The organism is Xanthomonas graminis pv. graminis (assembly GCF_030168915.1).
GTDB lineage: Bacteria > Pseudomonadota > Gammaproteobacteria > Xanthomonadales > Xanthomonadaceae > Xanthomonas_A > Xanthomonas_A translucens.
Window position 1 is genome coordinate 4,229,372 of the sequence record NZ_CP076255.1, and the last position, 16,044, is coordinate 4,245,415.

At 68.4% G+C, this 16,044-nt stretch carries 18 protein-coding genes and 2 tRNA genes; 8 read left to right on the forward strand and 12 right to left on the reverse strand.

The features are described from left to right. Window positions 1–14: 14 nt before the first annotated feature. Complete coding sequence (locus tag KHF85_RS18390; RefSeq protein ID WP_284569598.1) at window positions 15–2,447, forward strand: hybrid sensor histidine kinase/response regulator; 2,433 nt, start codon at window positions 15–17, stop codon at window positions 2,445–2,447. A gap of 188 nt (window positions 2,448–2,635) precedes the next feature. On the opposite strand, the gene bfr is transcribed toward KHF85_RS18390, so the two are convergent. From bfr to KHF85_RS18405, 3 genes are all read right to left on the reverse strand, one after another. Beyond that, complete coding sequence (gene bfr, locus KHF85_RS18395; RefSeq protein ID WP_284567774.1) at window positions 2,636–3,106, reverse strand: bacterioferritin; 471 nt, start codon at window positions 3,104–3,106, stop codon at window positions 2,636–2,638. A gap of 112 nt (window positions 3,107–3,218) precedes the next feature. Continuing rightward, window positions 3,219–3,428 carry a (2Fe-2S)-binding protein gene (locus tag KHF85_RS18400; protein WP_284567775.1) on the reverse strand — a complete coding sequence of 70 codons (210 nt, stop codon included), beginning with the start codon at window positions 3,426–3,428 and terminating at the stop codon, window positions 3,219–3,221. A gap of 79 nt (window positions 3,429–3,507) precedes the next feature. Continuing rightward, window positions 3,508–4,119, reverse strand: coding sequence for an RNA pyrophosphohydrolase (locus KHF85_RS18405; RefSeq protein WP_284567776.1), 612 nt, complete (start codon window positions 4,117–4,119; stop codon window positions 3,508–3,510). 120 nt (window positions 4,120–4,239) lie between these two features. Here KHF85_RS18405 and KHF85_RS18410 point away from each other — a divergent pair. After that, window positions 4,240–4,316 (forward strand) — tRNA-Met (locus KHF85_RS18410). A gap of 44 nt (window positions 4,317–4,360) precedes the next feature. After that, window positions 4,361–4,434: transfer RNA gene (locus tag KHF85_RS18415), tRNA-Gln, on the forward strand. 434 nt (window positions 4,435–4,868) lie between these two features. On the opposite strand, the gene rpsI is transcribed toward KHF85_RS18415, so the two are convergent. After that, entirely contained in the window at window positions 4,869–5,261 is a 393-nt protein-coding gene (rpsI, locus tag KHF85_RS18420) for a 30S ribosomal protein S9 (protein WP_003470251.1), read from the reverse strand. Between the two features lie 2 nt (window positions 5,262–5,263). Then, the gene (gene rplM, locus KHF85_RS18425; RefSeq protein WP_003470250.1) at window positions 5,264–5,692 is read right to left on the reverse strand and encodes a 50S ribosomal protein L13; all 429 of its coding nucleotides are present in this window, start codon (window positions 5,690–5,692) and stop codon (window positions 5,264–5,266) included. 215 nt (window positions 5,693–5,907) lie between these two features. Between rplM and coq7 the strand changes: the two genes are divergently transcribed. Both coq7 and KHF85_RS18435 read left to right on the forward strand, forming a co-directional pair. Then, a complete protein-coding gene (coq7, locus tag KHF85_RS18430; RefSeq protein WP_284567777.1) occupies window positions 5,908–6,552 on the forward strand; it encodes a 2-polyprenyl-3-methyl-6-methoxy-1,4-benzoquinone monooxygenase in 645 nt (214 codons plus the stop codon). Between the two features lie 193 nt (window positions 6,553–6,745). Further along, the gene (locus KHF85_RS18435; RefSeq protein WP_284567778.1) at window positions 6,746–7,255 is read left to right on the forward strand and encodes a hypothetical protein; all 510 of its coding nucleotides are present in this window, start codon (window positions 6,746–6,748) and stop codon (window positions 7,253–7,255) included. A 91-nt stretch (window positions 7,256–7,346) separates the two neighbouring features. On the opposite strand, the gene KHF85_RS18440 is transcribed toward KHF85_RS18435, so the two are convergent. Both KHF85_RS18440 and speD read right to left on the reverse strand, forming a co-directional pair. Beyond that, a complete protein-coding gene (locus KHF85_RS18440) occupies window positions 7,347–7,664 on the reverse strand; it encodes a DMT family transporter (RefSeq protein ID WP_003470247.1) in 318 nt (105 codons plus the stop codon). Between the two features lie 121 nt (window positions 7,665–7,785). After that, window positions 7,786–8,580, reverse strand: coding sequence for an adenosylmethionine decarboxylase (gene speD / locus KHF85_RS18445; protein WP_003476431.1), 795 nt, complete (start codon window positions 8,578–8,580; stop codon window positions 7,786–7,788). A 150-nt stretch (window positions 8,581–8,730) separates the two neighbouring features. Here speD and crp point away from each other — a divergent pair, with 150 nt between their 5' ends. The 3 genes from crp to KHF85_RS18460 all read left to right on the forward strand — a co-directional run bounded on the left by crp (window position 8,731) and on the right by KHF85_RS18460 (window position 11,543). Beyond that, window positions 8,731–9,420, forward strand: a complete 690-nt coding sequence (gene crp / locus KHF85_RS18450; protein WP_284567779.1) for a cAMP-activated global transcriptional regulator CRP — start codon at window positions 8,731–8,733, stop codon at window positions 9,418–9,420. Window positions 9,421–9,468: 48 nt separating this feature from the next. Beyond that, entirely contained in the window at window positions 9,469–10,227 is a 759-nt protein-coding gene (locus KHF85_RS18455; protein ID WP_284567780.1) for a sulfite exporter TauE/SafE family protein, read from the forward strand. Window positions 10,228–10,514: 287 nt separating this feature from the next. After that, window positions 10,515–11,543 (forward strand): glycoside hydrolase family 5 protein, encoded by a 1,029-nt coding sequence (locus tag KHF85_RS18460; RefSeq protein ID WP_284567781.1) that lies wholly within the window; start codon window positions 10,515–10,517, stop codon window positions 11,541–11,543. Here the strand turns inward: KHF85_RS18460 and KHF85_RS18465 are convergent. The 5 genes from KHF85_RS18465 to KHF85_RS18485 form a co-directional block, all read right to left on the reverse strand. Next, window positions 11,540–12,250 (reverse strand): haloacid dehalogenase-like hydrolase, encoded by a 711-nt coding sequence (locus tag KHF85_RS18465; protein ID WP_284567782.1) that lies wholly within the window; start codon window positions 12,248–12,250, stop codon window positions 11,540–11,542. The genes KHF85_RS18460 and KHF85_RS18465 overlap by 4 nt on opposite strands. After that, window positions 12,247–13,041 (reverse strand): indole-3-glycerol phosphate synthase TrpC, encoded by a 795-nt coding sequence (gene trpC / locus KHF85_RS18470; RefSeq protein WP_284567783.1) that lies wholly within the window; start codon window positions 13,039–13,041, stop codon window positions 12,247–12,249. The genes KHF85_RS18465 and trpC overlap by 4 nt, the downstream gene beginning before the upstream one ends. Before the next feature lie 137 nt (window positions 13,042–13,178). Then, entirely contained in the window at window positions 13,179–14,237 is a 1,059-nt protein-coding gene (gene trpD / locus KHF85_RS18475) for an anthranilate phosphoribosyltransferase (RefSeq protein WP_053836534.1), read from the reverse strand. A gap of 100 nt (window positions 14,238–14,337) precedes the next feature. Continuing rightward, a complete protein-coding gene (locus tag KHF85_RS18480; protein WP_039008180.1) occupies window positions 14,338–14,916 on the reverse strand; it encodes an anthranilate synthase component II in 579 nt (192 codons plus the stop codon). 56 nt (window positions 14,917–14,972) lie between these two features. After that, window positions 14,973–16,043, reverse strand: coding sequence for a threonine aldolase family protein (locus KHF85_RS18485; protein WP_284569599.1), 1,071 nt, complete (start codon window positions 16,041–16,043; stop codon window positions 14,973–14,975). Window position 16,044: the final 1 nt, after the last annotated feature.

The window sequence follows — 16,044 nt, forward strand, 5'->3', positions numbered from 1 at the left end:
GGCCCCTGCCGTGGCTGGCCGCGGCCAGCGCGGCGAGCGCCGCCGCCGGCGCGCTGCTGGCGGTGCCGGCACTGGCGCCGCCGGCGCCGTGGCAACTGCTGGCGCCGGCCTGCATCGGCGCCGCCGCAGTGCTGGCGCTGCTCGCCGGTTGGCGCGCGCGGCAGCAGGCCGGCGCGCTGGACGCGGCGCTGGCGCGCGCCGCACTGGCCGAGTCCGAACGCGACGCGCTGCAGCGCGACGTGCACCTGCGCGAGCGCCTGGAACGGGAACTGGTGCAGGCCAAGCAGGCGGCCGAGGCCGCGACGATGGCCAAGGGCGAATTCCTGGCCACCATGAGCCACGAGATCCGCACCCCGCTCAACGGCATCATCCCGATGCTGGAGCTGATCGCGCGCGGCCAGCTCGGCACCGAGCAGCGCGAGATGCTGCGCGCCGCCAACGACTCCTCGCTGCAACTGCTGCGCATCGTCGACGACATCCTCGACTACTCCAAGCTGGAAGCGAACCGGCTGGAACTGGAGATCACCAGCTTCAACCTGCGCGAACTGCTCGACGGCGTGCTGCAGCTGATGCAACGCTCGGCCGAGGCCAAGGGCCTGCGCGTGACCCTGCAACTGGACCCGGCGGTGCGCCTGCCGGTGCGCGGCGACCCGGTGCGGCTGCGCCAGGTGCTGAGCAACCTGATCGGCAACGCGATCAAGTTCACCGCGCGCGGCAGCGTGGAGCTGCGCGTGCGCCGCCTCGGCGAGACCCCGGCGCAGCACCTGCTGCGCCTGGAGGTGCGCGACACCGGCATCGGCATCAGCGCCGAACAGCAGGAACGGCTGTTCCGCTCCTTCACCCAGGCCGATGCCTCCACCACCCGCCTGTACGGCGGCACCGGCCTGGGGCTGGCGATCTGCAAGCGCATCGTCGACCTGATGGGCGGGCGCATCGGCGTGGAATCGGTCAGCGACCAGGGCGCCACGTTCTGGTTCGAGATCCCGCTGCTGAAGGTGATCGGCGACCTGCCGCAGCTCCAGGGCGGCCTGCCGCGGCTGCACGCGCTGCTGGTCGGCACCGACCTGCGCCTGTACCAGCGCCTGAAGGGCCTGCTGCCGAACTGGGGTGTGCAACTGAGCAGGGTCGACTCGACCCAGGAAGCGCTGGAGCGGCTGCGCGCCGGCGGCCCCGGTCGCCCGCCCTACGACCTGGTGATCGGCGACCTCGACGGCCTGCGCCAGAGCGCACGCGCGTTGCAGCGCGCGGTGGCGCGCTTGCCGGCATCGCACGGGGTGCACCTGACCTGGCTGTACGGGGACGTGGAGATTCCCGATGAAATCCGCGCGCACGGCGCGCTGCTGTCGCGGCAGGCGGCGGACCTGGACCTGCGCGGGATGTTCGCGCTGGCGCCTGCGGCCAGCGCTTCCGTTGCAGGATTGCGGCTGCCCGATTCCATCGCGGAACCGAATCCCGCGCACGCCGCCGAGACAGCCCCGACAGCGGGTCCGACCCTCGCGCCGGACCCGGACGCCCCTGCCGGCCCGGCCTCGCCGGCCGCCGACTACCGCCTGCTGCTGGTCGAGGACAACCCGGTCAACCTGCTGGTCGCGCAGAAGCTGCTCGACGTGCTCGGCTACCGCAGCGACAGCGCCGCCGACGGCGCCGCCGCGCTGGCGCAATTGGAAGCGCAGCCCTACGACCTGGTGCTGATGGACTGCCAGATGCCGGTGCTGGACGGCTACGCCGCCACCCGCCAATGGCGCCAATCCGAAGCGGCGACGGGACGGCCGCGGCTGCCGATCGTGGCGATGACCGCCAATGCGATGGCCGGCGACCGCCAGCGCTGCCTGGAGGCCGGCATGGACGACTACCTGTCCAAGCCGGTCAACCGCGAATTGCTGACGGCCTGCCTGCAGCGCTGGCTGCCGCATCGCGCCGCACATCCCGCGCCGGCGGCGGTGACGCTGGCGACGGATGTGGAGACGGAGACGACTACGTCGGCCACCGCGGCCGCGCCGACGCCCTCATCCAGTGCCGCGCCGGTGCCTGCGGTCGGCGCCGCCGAGCCGGCACCGATGCTGCCGCCGACACCGTTGCCGGTGCTGGACATCGCGGTGCTCGACGACTTGCGCGAACTCGCCGGCAACGCGACCACCGCGCAGATCGTCGAACTATTCCTGGGCGATGCGCCGCAGCTGATCCAACGCATGGAGCAGGCCTCTGCGATCCCGCAGCTGGACCCGTTGCGCGACGCGGCGCATACGCTGAAGTCCTCGGCGGCCAATGTCGGTGCGCTGGCGCTGGCGGCTGCGGCCGCGCGCATCGAGGACGGCGTGCGCGCCCATCGGTTGGAGCGCACGGCGGTCGCGGTGGCGCTGGTCATCGCCGAATTCGCGCGTGCGCGGCTGGCCCTGAAGGGCTACCGCAACACCTTGCGCGACGCCGCGGAAAGCGCCGCGCCATAGGCGGCCCGCGGCCCCTGCCGGGGTCCCGTGTAGGAGCGGCTTCAGCCGCGACAGGTTCTAACCGGAGGTCCTGTCGCGGCTGAAACCGCTCCTACACGGGCGCCAGCATCCATGCGGCCGCGGGCGCGCGACGCAGCGCCAGGCGGCACTGCGCGGCGCGTGCCGGCAGGCGCCAGCAGACGCCCCGCTCAGTCCTCAAGCTTGGTCAGCAGATAATTCGGCTCGCCGATGCGGCCGATCAGATCCAGCTGGGTTTCCAGCCAGTCGATGTGCTCTTCCTCCGACTCCAGGATGTCGGCCAGCAACTGGCGGCTGACGTAGTCCTGGATCGACTCGGCGTAGGCGATGCCGTCGCGCAAGGTGGGGGTGCCGTCCTGCTCCAGGGCCAGGTCGCACGCGAGGATTTCCTTCGGGTTCTCGCCGATGCGCAGCTTGCCCAGCGCCTGGAAGTTGGGCAGCCCCTCGAGGAACAGGATGCGGTCCGCCAACTTGTCGGCGTGCTTCATCTCGTCGATCGAGGCCTTGTACTCGTGTTCGGCCAGTTCCTTCAGCCCCCAGTTCTTCAGCATCTTGGCGTGCAGGAAGTACTGATTGATCGCGGTCAGTTCGTTGTAGAGGACCTTGTTGAGGAACTCGATGACCTTGCTGTCGCCCTTCATCGCACCGCTCGCTAGTCTTGGAAAGCGCAGACTCTAGCCAATCGGCCGCCACGGTGAAGGAACGCGAATCGTGATCATCCCGCGGCGCATGCGCCGGCGGGCGCGCGCAGCCTCAGGCCGCGCGCGCCAGGCCGCCCAGCACGGGCAACGGCAGGTCGCGCCGCAGCGCGCGTTCCAGCAGGTCGCCGGCCATGTCCAGGCAGGAGCCGCAGGTGGCACCGCAACCGGTGCGCATGGTCAGTTCGGACACGCTGCGGCAGCCGGCGTCGGCGGCTTCGCGGATCTGACGATCGGTGACCCCATTGCAGATGCAGACGTACACGATGGCGTTGGCGGCGAACGGCGCGGACTGCGCCTGCCGCCATTCAACCCAAAGTGAGAATGGTTGTCAATTCCGGGCGTTAATCGTTATTAATCCGGGCCACCCAAGGCCCGCCGCGCTTGCGCGCCCGCTTGCGCGGACGCTCGTGGCCGGCGTTGTTGCCCGGCATCCACGCTTCCTGCGCCAGGGTCGGCATGGCGCGGATGCCCGGCCCGGCAATGGTCTGCGCCAACGGCGCCAGATGGCGCAGCGCGCGCGCGTAGACGCCGCGCTTGAACAGCACCACGTGCTCCACCGGATACCAGAAGTCGACCCAGCGCCAATGGTCGAACTCCGGCGTCTCGGTCAGCTCCAGATTCAACTCGCTCTCGTCGCAGCGCATCTGCAGCAGGAACCAGACCTGTTTCTGGCCGATGCACACCTGGCGTTCGTTGCGGCGGATGGCGCGGCTGGGCAGCCGATAACGCAGCCAGCCAGGCGTCGCCCCGAGCACTTCGACGTGCTCGGGCAACAGCCCGGTCTCTTCACGCAACTCGCGGTACATGGCCTCGACCGGGGTCTCGTCGGTATTCATGCCGCCTTGCGGGAACTGCCAGCCATCCCGGCGCACGCGACGTGCCCAGAACACCTGACCGTCCGGCCGCATCAGCACGATGCCCACGTTCGGTCGATAACCGTCCGGATCGATCACGATGCGGACTCCTGAAAAATCTACTGGCTCCGACTCTGCCATGGCGACGGCCGGCCCACAAGCGCGGCAAAAACCCGTTGACAGCCGCCCGATTTGCTATAAGAATTGGCGGTTCACCAAGGCTATGTAGCTCAGCCGGTTAGAGCACAGCACTCATAATGCTGGGGTCGGTGGTTCGAGTCCACCCATAGCCACCATGGTGTCCACGCAGCAAGCGTGCAATAATTGCGATCTGCGACATTGCCCCGTCGCCAAGCGGTAAGGCACCTGACTCTGACTCAGGCATCGGTGGTTCGAATCCATCCGGGGCAGCCAAACACACAAAAAAGGCCGATCGAAAGATCGGCCTTTTTTGTGTGTTTGGCTGCGGGTTCGCGCAGGCGCCTTGCGCCTGCGCCCCACACCTTGCTGCGCAAGGTGCGGGCCCCGGCCTTCCCTCTCCACATCCCCGCGCCTGTCGGCGCGCCCCCTTGGACTCCAAGGGGGCTTTTCACCAGACACGTTGATGCAGGTTGGAGGTAAAGCCTTGACCTGCGGGCAGGTCGCGTTCGACTGCCGATGCTATTGAATGACACGCCGCCCTGGGCGCAGCGATCGAACGCGCACGATCCGCAGCAGCCGCCATTGCGATGGCCTGCCGGTCACCGCGGCACAGGCCCGAACCCCGAAACGCACAAAAGCCCGGCCGGAGCCGGGCTTTTGCGTATTCCCAGGGGAATCCCGAAGGACTCCTCGCCAAGCGCGGTGGATCAGCGCTTGGAGAACTGGGTGGCGCGGCGGGCCTTGTGCAGACCGACCTTCTTGCGCTCGACTTCGCGGGCGTCGCGGGTCATGAAGCCGGCCTTGCGCAGCTCGGACTTCAGGGTTTCGTCGTACTCGACCAGCGCGCGGGCGATGCCCAGGCGGATCGCACCGGCCTGGCCGGTGGTGCCGCCGCCAGCGGCGGTGACGAAGATGTCGAAGCTCTCGGTGTTCTTGGTCAGCTCCAGCGGCTGGCGCACGATCATGCGCGCGGTCTCACGGCCGAAGAACTCGTCCAGCGGACGGTTGTTGACGGTGATGTTGCCGGTGCCCTTGCGCAGGAACACGCGGGCGGTGGAGGACTTGCGGCGGCCGGTGCCGTAGTTTTGCGTGATCGCCATGATTAGATATCCAGAACTTGCGGCTGCTGGGCGGTATGCGGATGCTCGGAGCCCTTGTAGACCTTGAGCTTGCGGTACATGGCGCGACCCAGCGGACCCTTCGGCAGCATGCCCTTGACCGCGATCTCGATGACGCGCTCGGGGTGACGCTCCAGCGCCTGCGCCAAGGTCTCGGTCTTCAGGTTGCCGATGTAGCCGGTGAAGCGGTGATACTTCTTGTCGTTGAGCTTGTTGCCGGTGACCGTGATCTTCTCGGCGTTGATCACCACCAGGTAATCGCCGGTATCGACGTGCGGGGTATAGACCGGCTTGTGCTTGCCGCGCAGACGGCGCGCCAGTTCGGTGGAAAGCCGGCCCAGCGTTTTGCCGGCGGCGTCGACGAGATACCAGTCGCGCTGGACGGTCTCGGACTTAGCGGTGAAGGTGCTCATTAAGAAGACTCGGTTGGTCGGGCGGATTCCGGCAGCACGCTGCCTGAACTTTGCCACGCGTTGTGACTTGCAAAAACGCAAGAGGCGGAATTCTACGCGCCGGCAGCGGCACGCGCAAGTCCGTCCGCGCGCAGGACGCCAGCACCGGCCGGCGCTTGGCATCGCGGCGCCCCGCGGCGAAAATCGAATCCCCCACCGTTCCCAGGCCCCTCGCGATGACGGCTCCCCGCCTGCATACCCCGCTCGACCGTGCCCTGGTCGAAGCCCAGCGCGCGCTGGACACGGTGTTCGGCAATCCGCCGGCGCAGCGCCCCTACCCCGCCGCGGCGAGCGCCGATGTGGTGCTGGCGCCGGACGAACGCCGCCACGCTGCCGGGCTGATGCGCATCAATCATGTCGGCGAGGTCTGCGCGCAGGGCCTGTACTTCGGCCAGGCCGCGGTGGCGCGCGACCCAACGACCCGCGCGCACCTGCTGGAGGCGGCGCAGGAAGAGACCGACCACCTGGCCTGGTGCGCGGCGCGGCTGCGCGAACTGGACAGCCGTCCGAGCCTGTTCAATCCGGTCTGGTACGCCGGCAGCTATGCGATCGGCACCCTGGCCGGGCTGCGCGGCGACGGCTGGAACCTCGGTTTCGTGGTGGAGACCGAACGCCAGGTCGAGGCGCACCTGGACGAGCACCTGCAAACGCTGCCGCCGGCCGACCTGCGCAGCCGCGACATACTTAAGGTGATGAAAGCCGACGAGGCGCGCCATGCCGAACACGCCGAACAGGCCGGCGCGCGGCGCTTGCCGGCGCCGATCCCGGGCCTGATGGCGGCGGCCTCGCGGCTGATGAAAGCGGTCGCCTACCGGCTTTGAGCGCGGCACGGCGCGCCTGTCGTGGGACAGCGCACTGGCATTGCCGGCGCATTCGGGTTAAAGTGAACGAACGCTGACTGATTCCACGTCAGCCCACCCTGTTCCAGCGACCGGCGGTTCCATCCCGGCACTGCCTGTACCCGATGCACCACTGCGCCGAGCCATGCCGCTTGCGCGCGCCTTTCCGACCGACATGCCCGCACGCTCCATCCACATCCCCTCGCCACGGACCCGCTGGCTCTCGCGCCTGCTGTTCGCCAGCCTGTTCGTGCTAGGCGGCGGCGCGCTGCTGTACCACCTGCTCGGCGACTATCGCCATGCCAGCGCGATCCTGCACGACCACTCGGTGGCGACGGTGCCGGTGATCGCCGACGGCGCCTTCGGCGCGCATGCCGAACCGCTGGTGCATTACCGCTTCCACTATGTCTTCGAGAGCAAGGGCCGGCTGCACCGCGGCACGTTCGAGGCCAGCGGCGCCGAGGCCGCGCCGCTGCTGCTCGATGGCGCCACGGTGGAGATCGCCTACGCCAACGCCGACCCGTCGCGCTTCGGCCGCCTCGACCAGTTGCAGCACGCCGGCAACCTCGGCAGCGTGCTGACCCGGCTGGCGATCGCGCTGTCGATCGCCGCACTGCTGGCCGCGGCCGCGCACCAGTTGCTGATCGGGCGCGTGCTCGGCACGCGCCGCGCCGCCGTCGCCTGAGCGCCCGGGCACGTTCCGCGGAACTGACGCAGCGCGGCGACCGCGGCGCTCTCGCATTCGGCCTGTTCTCACCTGGCGCCGCCTGCAACGCTCAGGACTGGACCAGCTTCAGGCCGATCACCCCGGCCACGATCAGGCCGATGCAGGCCAGCCGCGCCGGCGAGGCGCTGTCGCCGAACAGCGCGATGCCCAGCGCGGCGGTGCCCAATGCGCCGATCCCGGTCCAGATCGCATACGCCGTACCCAGCGGTATGTGTTTCAGCGCCTGAGTCAGCAGCCACAGGCTGATGCCGGCACCGGCCAGCGTGCCCAGCGTCGGCCACAGACGGGTGAAGCCTTCGCTGTATTTGAGGCCGAGCGCAAAGCCGATTTCGAACAGGCCGGCGAGCAGCAGATAGATCCATGGCATTGTCTGTCTCCGTAGACAAATAAGGACAAAAAAAAGCCCGATGTCTGCACATCGGGCCGCCGTCGGCAGGGGTCGCAGCGCAAAACGCCGCGGGGCGGGCCGTCCCGCCGAATGTGACCCGCTACTCGGCCAGATTGCGACCGTGGAACAGTTCCTCGATTTCGCGCTTGAGCAGCGCCTCGATGCGCATGCGCTCCTTGAACGACAGGTTCTTGGCCTTTTCCTCGAACAGGTACTGGTCCAGGTCGAAGTCCTTCAGGTGCATCTTGGTGTGGAAGATGTTCTCCTGATAGACGTTGACGTCGAACATCTCGTAGCGCGCCTTGATGTTCTTGGCCAGGAAGTTCTGGATCGAATTGATCTTGTGGTCGATGTAGTGCTTCTTGCCTTTCACGTCGCGGGTAAAGCCGCGGATGCGGTAATCCATGATCACGATGTCCGATTCCAGCCGCTCGATCAGGTAGTTGAGCGCTTTCAGCGGCGAGATCACCCCGCAGGTGGCGACGTCGATATCCGCGCGGAACGTCGCGATGCCGTGCTGCGGATGGGTTTCCGGGTAGGTATGGACGGTGATGTGGCTCTTGTCCATGTGCGCGACCACCGCGTCGGAGATGATCTCCTTGCCGGCCAGCTTCTTGTCGATCACCGGCTCTTCGGAGATCAGGATGGTCACCGAGGCGCCCTGCGGATCGTAGTCCTGGCGCGCGATGTTGAGGATGTTGGCGCCGATGATCTCGGCCACGTCGGTGAGGATCTCGGTCAGCCGGTCGGCGTCGTACTGCTCGTCGATGTACTCGATGTAGCGCTGGCGCTCCTCTTCGGAAACCGCGTAGCAGACGTCATAGATGTTGAAGCTCAACGCCTTGGTGAGGTTGTTGAAACCTTGCAGCCTCAGACGAGGCAACGGCTTGACCACGGGCGTGAATCCTCTAAAAAGATGGACGGGGTAGAAAGGGCAGCAATTATGCGACAAACGCGCGCGTAGTGAAACGTGGGGACTGGCACTCGTTTGCCGCAGAGAACGCGTCCCGTTAAGCTTCGGGCCTCACGTAGTAGCGAAGCCGCCATGAGTCCAGGAAACACCTCCACAGCAACACCTGTGCGCATCGCTCCAAGTCCTCTGACGTTGGATACCGCCACCATGGATCGCTTTTTGGCGCATAGCCATCGGCGACGTTATCCGGCGCGTACCGACGTGTTCAGACCCGGCGATCCGGCCGGCACCCTGTACTACGTCGTCAGCGGCTCGGTCAGCATCATCGCCGAGGAAGATGACGACCGCGAGCTGGTGCTGGGCTATTTCGGCAGAGGCGAGTTCGTCGGCGAGATGGGCCTGTTCATCGAATCGGACCAGCGCGAGGTGATCCTGCGCACCCGGACCCCGTGCGAGCTGGCCGAGATCAGTTACGAACGCTTGCACCAGCTGTTCCTGGGCTCGCTGTCGGCCGATGCGCCGCGGGTGCTGTACGCGATCGGCGTGCAGTTGTCCAAGCGCCTGCTCGACACCTCGCGCAAGGCCAGCCGCCTGGCGTTCCTGGACGTCACCGACCGCATCGTGCGTACCCTGCACGATCTGGCGCAGGAACCGGAAGCGATGAGCCACCCGCAGGGCATGCAGTTGCGCGTGTCGCGGCAGGAGCTGGCGCGGCTGGTCGGCTGCTCGCGCGAGATGGCCGGCCGCGTGCTGAAGAAGCTGCAAGTGGACGGCATCCTGCACGCCCGCGGCAAGACCGTGGTGCTGTACGGCGCGCGCTGAGCGCAAGGCCGCGACCGCGCGCCGCGCTAGCGGCGGCGGTCCACCGCGATGGTTCTGAGCGAGACGTTTTACTGGTTCGTGCTGGTCGGCCTGGCGGCGCAGCTCGTCGATGGCGCGCTGGGCATGGCCTTCGGCCTGGTGTCCTCGTCCGTACTGCTGAGCATGGGCCTGCCACCGGCGGCGGTCAGCGCCAGCGTGCACAGCGCCGAAGTGTTCACCACCGGCGCCTCGGGCCTGTCGCACCTGGCGCTGGGCAATGTCGACAAACGCCTGTTCCTGCGCCTGGCGCTGCCGGGCATGGCCGGCGGCATCCTCGGCGCCTATGGGCTGACCCAATTGCCGGGCGAGTTCATCCGCCCGTTCGTGCATCTGTATCTGCTCGGCCTGGCGGTGCTGATCCTGTTGCGTGCCGCAGGCCGCGCGCTGCCGCGGCAGCAGGTGCAGCGGGTGCCGCTGCTGGGCTTCGTCGCCGGCCTGCTCGACGCCAGCGGCGGCGGCGGCTGGGGGCCGGTGGCGACCTCGACCCTGCTGGCGCGCGGCGGCCAGGCGCGCACCACGATCGGCACGGTCAATGCCGCCGAATTCCTGGTGACGCTGTCGATCTCGCTGACCTTCCTGCTGAGCATGGGCATCGAGCACCTGCAGATCGTGCTCGGCCTGCTGGTCGGCGGCATGCTGGCCGCGCCGCTGGCGGCGCTGCTGGTCAAACGTGTGCGCGAACGCTGGGTGCTGATGGCGGTGGGCCTGCTGGTGCTCGCGATCAGCCTGTACCAGATCGGCATCACCCTGACGCGCTGGCTGGCCTAGCCGGCCAAGGCAGTGCAAGCGCACGCGCACAACGGCAGGCGGGCGGCGCCGGAGAACCGCCGAAAGATCGCGCCGCGGAAAATCCAGCACCCGGCCGCCACGGGGCATTGCCGACGCATCGGCCGCTGCCTTGGTTATTGGCGGTTCGCATTGGTGGCGCCCACAGGCGCGATGATGCGCAGCGAACGCCGCCGCCGGCGCATGCCGCCGTTCGGTCGGCATGCTGTTCCCTGCTCCCCACTTGCGAGATCGCGATGCAGCGCAACCGTGGATTTCAGACGATCGCCATGCTGTTGGCCTTGGTGATGCTGACACCGCTGGCGCATGCCGACGCCTTCGCCCGACTCGGCCGCGGCATCAATGTGCTCGGTTACGACCCGCTGTGGACGGATGCGTCCAGGGCGCGCTTCCGCCCGTCGCTGTACCGCGCGATCCACGACGGCGGTTTCCAGACCGTGCGGGTCAACCTGCAGGCCTTCGCGCACATGGACGCGGCGAACCAGCTGGATCCCGCCTGGCTGCACACCCTGGACAGCGTGGTGGACCAGGCCAGCGCTGCCGGGCTGAACGTGATCCTCGACGAGCACGACTTCCACCCTTGCGCGCAGGACGCAGCCAGCTGCCGGACCAGGCTGCTGGCGTTCTGGAAACAGATCGCGATGCGCTACCGCAACGCACCGCCCTCGGTCCTGTTCGAACTCTTGAACGAGCCCAATGGCGAACTGACCAGCGACCGGTGGAACGCCCTGCTCGGCGATGCGCTGCGCCTCATCCGCCGCGAGAATCCGACCCGCACGGTGGTGATCGGGCCGGCGAACGGCAACGCTTTCACTGCGCTGGGCGCCTTGCGCCTGCCCGAGGACGATCCCAACATCCTGGTCACCGTGCACTACTACAACCCGTTCCGCTTCACCCATCAGGGCGCGCCGTGGGTCCGCCCGGACATCAGGGACGCGAGCGGCGTTGCCTGGGGCGGCAGCGGCGACCGGGCCAAGCTCTATCGCCAGTTCGATGCGATCGCGGATTGGGCCACGGCGCACCACCGGCAGATACTGCTGGGCGAATTCGGGGCCTACGAACAGGCGCCGTACGAACAGGCGCCGCATGCCGATCGCCTGGCCTGGACCATCGCGGTGGTCAATGCCGCCGAGAAACGCCATTTCGCGTGGGCGTACTGGCAATTCGAGGGCAGCTTCGGCGCCTACGACATCGGCCAGGGACATTGGATCGAACCGCTGCACCGGGCGCTGGTGTCGCGCGATGGTGCTTATTCCAGGCGCCGTCCCCCACTCGGGGCCACAGGCGCAACGCCCTAGTCGCCAGCGCGGTCGCGGCAACCCCAGTTCAGGATCGGCGTGCCGGACGGCAGTTCGCGGCGGAAGCGCGCCACCGCCGAGGCCTTGGGATTGACCACCACCGGCACTGCGGCCGCCTGCAGCAACGGCAGATCGGCGGTGCTGTCGGAATAGGCGGTGGCGATCTCGCCATAGCCCAGCTCGCGCAGCATGCGCATCTTCTCTTGGTTGTGGCAGTGGCGGGTGGCGGTGACCGCGCCCAGCCGCGGGCCGATCAGGCTGCCGACCACCGGCACGTCCTGGTGCGCGACGAAGCCGAGGATGGCCCGCGCCAGCTCCGGCGGCGCGCCGGTGGCGACCACCACCCGGTCGCCGGCGGCGCGGTGCCGGGTGAACACGTCCAGCGCGTGCGGCAGCAGGCGCTGGCGGATCCGCGCCTCGTGCCGCAGCACGTACTGGTCGATCACCCGGTTGAACTCGCGCGCGCGGTGCAGGCCGAAGCTGGCGATCCACACGTAGCCGGAAATGCCGCTGCGCCGCGTTGGCAGCATCGCCACCAGCGGCCCCAGCAGCGGCGTGGCCAGCAGCGCGGCGGCCAGGCGCAGGGGATTGCGCCGGATCAGCCAGGCGAACAGGTGGCTACCCGAGTCGCCGTCGTACAGCGTGTGGTCGAAATCGAACACCACCAGCGGCGCATCGGCGCGCGGCACGGGATAGCCGCCGGTCATGACTCGAAGAACAGCTGGCGCAGCGCCTCGCCGGGTTCCTCGGCGCGCATGAAGGCCTCGCCGACCAGGAACGCGTGCACGCCTGCGGCGCGCATCATCGCCACGTCGGCCGCGCCGAGGATGCCGCTCTCGGTGACCAGCAGGCGGTCGCGCGGCACCGCGTCGCGCATCGACAGCGTGGTCTGCAGCGAAACCTCGAAGGTGCGCAGGTTGCGGTTGTTGATGCCGATCAGCGGCGCCGGCACCTGGAGCGCACGCTCCAGCTCGTCGATGTCGTGCACTTCGACCAGCACGTCCATGCCCAGCTGCAGCGCCAGTTCGGACAGTTCGGACAGCTGCAGGTCGTCCAGCGCGGCGACGATCAGCAGGATGCAGTCGGCGCCGAGCACGCGCGCCTCGTAGACCTGGTACGGGTCGCTGATGAAGTCCTTGCGCAGCACCGGCAGCGTGCACGCCTCGCGCGCTTCCTGCAGGTAGCGGTCATGGCCCTGGAAGAATTTCTCGTCGGTCAGCACCGACAGGCAGGCGGCACCGCCGAACTCGTAGCTGACCGCGATGTCGGCCGGATGGAAGTCGGGCCGGATCACGCCCTTGGACGGGCTGGCCTTCTTGACCTCGGCGATCACCGCCGGATCGCCGTTGGCGACCGCGGCCTTCAGCGCGCGGGCGAAACCACGTACCGGCGGCGCGACCTTGGCGCGCTCGACCAAGTCGGCCAACGGCACGCGCGCGCTGCGCGTGGCCACCTCTTCGGCCTTGTGGGCGAGGATGGTGCGGAGGATATCGCTCATGTGCACAGTGTCCGGGGAGGGCGGCCGGGCATTATCGGCCAAGATCATGAAGGCGAGCGTACACATAATTCGTGATGCCGCTAACAGCATCGGCAAAGAGCATGCGCAGCGCCGGCGGCCTTGCCGATCCGCCGCGCTCAGGCGGGAAAGCGCGCTGCATCGCGGACTGCCGCCAACTGCCGCGTGCACGCCACGTACGCATCCAGCTTTGCGCGCGCGCGGCCGTCGGCGATCGCCGCGCGCGCCAGGACGATGCCGGCGCCGATGTCGGCCGCCACACCGGCCACGTACAGCGCCGCGCCGGCGTTGAAGGCGACGATGTCCAGCGCCGGGCCGGGTACGTTGTCGAGCACGCCCAGCAGCATCGCCATCGATTCGGCGGCATCGGCCACCTTGAGGTTGCGGCTGGCCGACATGGCGATGCCGAAATCCTCCGGATGCACTTCGTACTCGCGCACTTGGCCGTCGCGCAGTTCGCCGACCAGGGTGCCGGCGCCGAGCGAGAGTTCGTCCATGCCATCGCGGCCCCACACCACCAAGGCGCGCTCGGCGCCCAGCTCGTGCAGCACGCGCGCCTGGATGCCGACCAGGTCGGGGTGGAACACGCCCATCAGGATGTTCGGCGCACCGGCCGGGTTGGTCAGCGGGCCGAGGATGTTGAAGATGGTGCGCACCCCCATCTCGCGCCGCACCGGCGCCACCACCTTCATCGCCGGGTGGTGCACCGGCGCGTACATGAAGCCGATGCCGGTGGCGGCCAGCGCCTGCGCCACCTGCTCGGGCTGCAGTTCGATCGCCGCGCCCAGCGCCTCCAGCGCGTCGGCGCTGCCGGACTTGGAGGACACGCTGCGGTTGCCGTGCTTGGCCACCTTGGCCCCGGCCGCGGCGGCCACGAACATCGCGCCGGTGGAGATGTTGAAGGTCTGCGAGCCGTCGCCACCGGTGCCGACGATATCGACCATATGGGTGCGGTCGGCCACTTCGACGGTGCGCGAGAATTCGCGCATCACCGCAGCCGCGCCGGCGATCTCGCCGATCGTCTCCTTTTTCACCCGCAGCCCGGTGAGGATCGCCGCGGTCATCATCGGCGACACTTCGCCGCGCATGATCTGCCGCATCAGTCCGACCATCTCGTCGTGGAAGATCTCGCGGTGCTCGATGGTGCGTTGCAGGGCTTGCTGGGGGGTCAGCGTCATGGCGGTTCCTGGAAGGATCAGAGGCTGGCGTGCGCGAGGATTTCCTGGCCCATCAGCACGCAGTCGCCGTCGCGCATCGGGGAGTAGGGCAGGCGCATGTTCATCGCTCCAGGAAGTTCTTCAGCAGCGCGTGGCCGTGCTCGGTGAGGATGGACTCGGGATGGAACTGCACGCCCTCGACCGGGAACTGGCGGTGGCGCAGGCCCATGATCTCTTCCATCGTGCCGTCTTCGTTTTCGGTCCAGGCGGTCACTTCCAGGCAGTCCGGCAGCGTGGTTTTCTCCACCACCAGCGAGTGGTAGCGGGTGGCCTCGTAGCGGTCCGGCAGCCCGGCGAACACGCCGCGGCCTTCGTGGCGGATGCGCGAGGTCTTGCCGTGCATGATGGTGCCGGCGCGGACCACCTCGCCACCGTAGGCCTGGCCGATGCTCTGGTGGCCCAGGCACACGCCCAGGATCGGCGTGCGCTGGCCAAGCCGCTCGATCAGCTGCAGCGACACCCCGGCCTGGTTCGGCGTGCACGGGCCGGGCGAGATCACGATGCGCTCCGGCGCCAGCCGCTCGATCTCGTCCACGCTGAGCGCGTCGTTGCGCAGCACCTTGACCTCGGCGCCGAGAGCCTGCAGGTACTGCACGAGGTTGTAGGTGAAGCTGTCGTAGTTGTCGAGCATCAGCAGCATGGCGAAGGACTCATTGCGCGATCAGGAAGACCGCATGGACGTTTTCGGAAAGAATGTCAGCCGGCCGCGCGTTGCGCGCCGGAGTGCGAAAGCGCGGCGAAATCGCGGCACAGCGCGTCCACCGCCGCGGCCTGCGTGGCCCACGAGGTCACGAAACGGATCACCCAGCGGCTGTCGGCCAGCAGCTGCCAACGCTCGAAATCGTAGCGCTGCGCCAGCGCCTCGACGGCGTCGGCCGGCAGCGTCACGAACAGCTGGTTGGTCGGCGAGTCCGAGGCGAACTGCGCGCCGGCCGCCGCCAGGCCTTCGCGCAGGCGCGCGGCCATGCGGTTGGCGTGCGCGGCCAGTTCGTAGAACAGCCCATCCTCGAACAGCGCGGCGAACTGCGCGCCCAGCACCATGCCCTTGGCCAGCAGCGCGCCGCGCTGCTTGAGCAGGTAGCGGAAATCAGCCTGCAACGCGGGGTTGACGATCACCAGCGCTTCGCCGAGCAAGGCGCCGTTCTTGGTGCCGCCGATGTAGAACGCGTCGGTCAGCGCGGCGATGTCGGCCAGGCTCAGATCGTTGCCTTCGGCGGTGAGCGCGCTGCCGATGCGCGCGCCGTCCAGGAACAGCCACAGCCCATGCGCATCGCAGACGTCGCGCAAGGCCTGCAGTTCATGCTTGCGATAGACGGTGCCGAGCTCGGTGGTATTGGACACGTACACCAACCGCGGCTGCACCATGTGCTCGTTGCCGTGCTCGGCCAGCAGCGGCGCGATCCGTTCGGGACGGAGGCGGCCATCGGCCGCGTCCACGGTCAACACCTTGTGCCCGGTGGCCTCGATCGCACCGGTCTCGTGGGTGGCGATATGCCCGCAGGCAGCGGCGATCACCGCCTGGTGCGGGCGCAGGAAGGCGCCGATCGCGGTCAGGTTGGTCTGGGTGCCGCCGACCAGCAGGTGCACCTCGGCATGGGCGCAGGCGCATTCGCGGCAGATCAGTTGCGCGGCGCGTGCACTGTGCCGGTCCAGGCCGTAGCCGCCGTTCTGCTCGGCGCTGGCCGCGGCCAGGGCGGCGAGCAGGCGCGGATGCGCGCCTTCGCTGTAGTCGTTGCGGAAGCCGATCCGCGCTGTCGCTGCGGGCACG

Excerpts from the sequence above, each read along its gene's own strand:
- rpsI (WP_003470251.1), bottom strand. The coding sequence starts at position 5,261 with ATGGCGATCACGCAAAACTACGGCACCGGCCGCCGCAAGTCCTCCACC.
- KHF85_RS18455 (WP_284567780.1), top strand. The coding sequence starts at position 9,469 with ATGGTTCTGAGCGAGACGTTTTACTGGTTCGTGCTGGTCGGCCTGGCG.
- crp (WP_284567779.1), top strand. The coding sequence starts at position 8,731 with ATGAGTCCAGGAAACACCTCCACAGCAACACCTGTGCGCATCGCTCCA.
- bfr (WP_284567774.1), bottom strand. The coding sequence starts at position 3,106 with ATGAAGGGCGACAGCAAGGTCATCGAGTTCCTCAACAAGGTCCTCTAC.
- trpC (WP_284567783.1), bottom strand. The coding sequence starts at position 13,041 with ATGAGCGATATCCTCCGCACCATCCTCGCCCACAAGGCCGAAGAGGTG.
- KHF85_RS18460 (WP_284567781.1), top strand. The coding sequence starts at position 10,515 with ATGCTGTTGGCCTTGGTGATGCTGACACCGCTGGCGCATGCCGACGCC.
- rplM (WP_003470250.1), bottom strand. The coding sequence starts at position 5,692 with ATGAGCACCTTCACCGCTAAGTCCGAGACCGTCCAGCGCGACTGGTAT.
- trpD (WP_053836534.1), bottom strand. The coding sequence starts at position 14,237 with ATGACGCTGACCCCCCAGCAAGCCCTGCAACGCACCATCGAGCACCGC.
- KHF85_RS18480 (WP_039008180.1), bottom strand. The coding sequence starts at position 14,916 with ATGCTGCTGATGCTCGACAACTACGACAGCTTCACCTACAACCTCGTG.
- KHF85_RS18465 (WP_284567782.1), bottom strand. The coding sequence starts at position 12,250 with ATGACCGGCGGCTATCCCGTGCCGCGCGCCGATGCGCCGCTGGTGGTG.
- KHF85_RS18440 (WP_003470247.1), bottom strand. The coding sequence starts at position 7,664 with ATGCCATGGATCTATCTGCTGCTCGCCGGCCTGTTCGAAATCGGCTTT.
- KHF85_RS18435 (WP_284567778.1), top strand. The coding sequence starts at position 6,746 with ATGCCCGCACGCTCCATCCACATCCCCTCGCCACGGACCCGCTGGCTC.
- coq7 (WP_284567777.1), top strand. The coding sequence starts at position 5,908 with ATGACGGCTCCCCGCCTGCATACCCCGCTCGACCGTGCCCTGGTCGAA.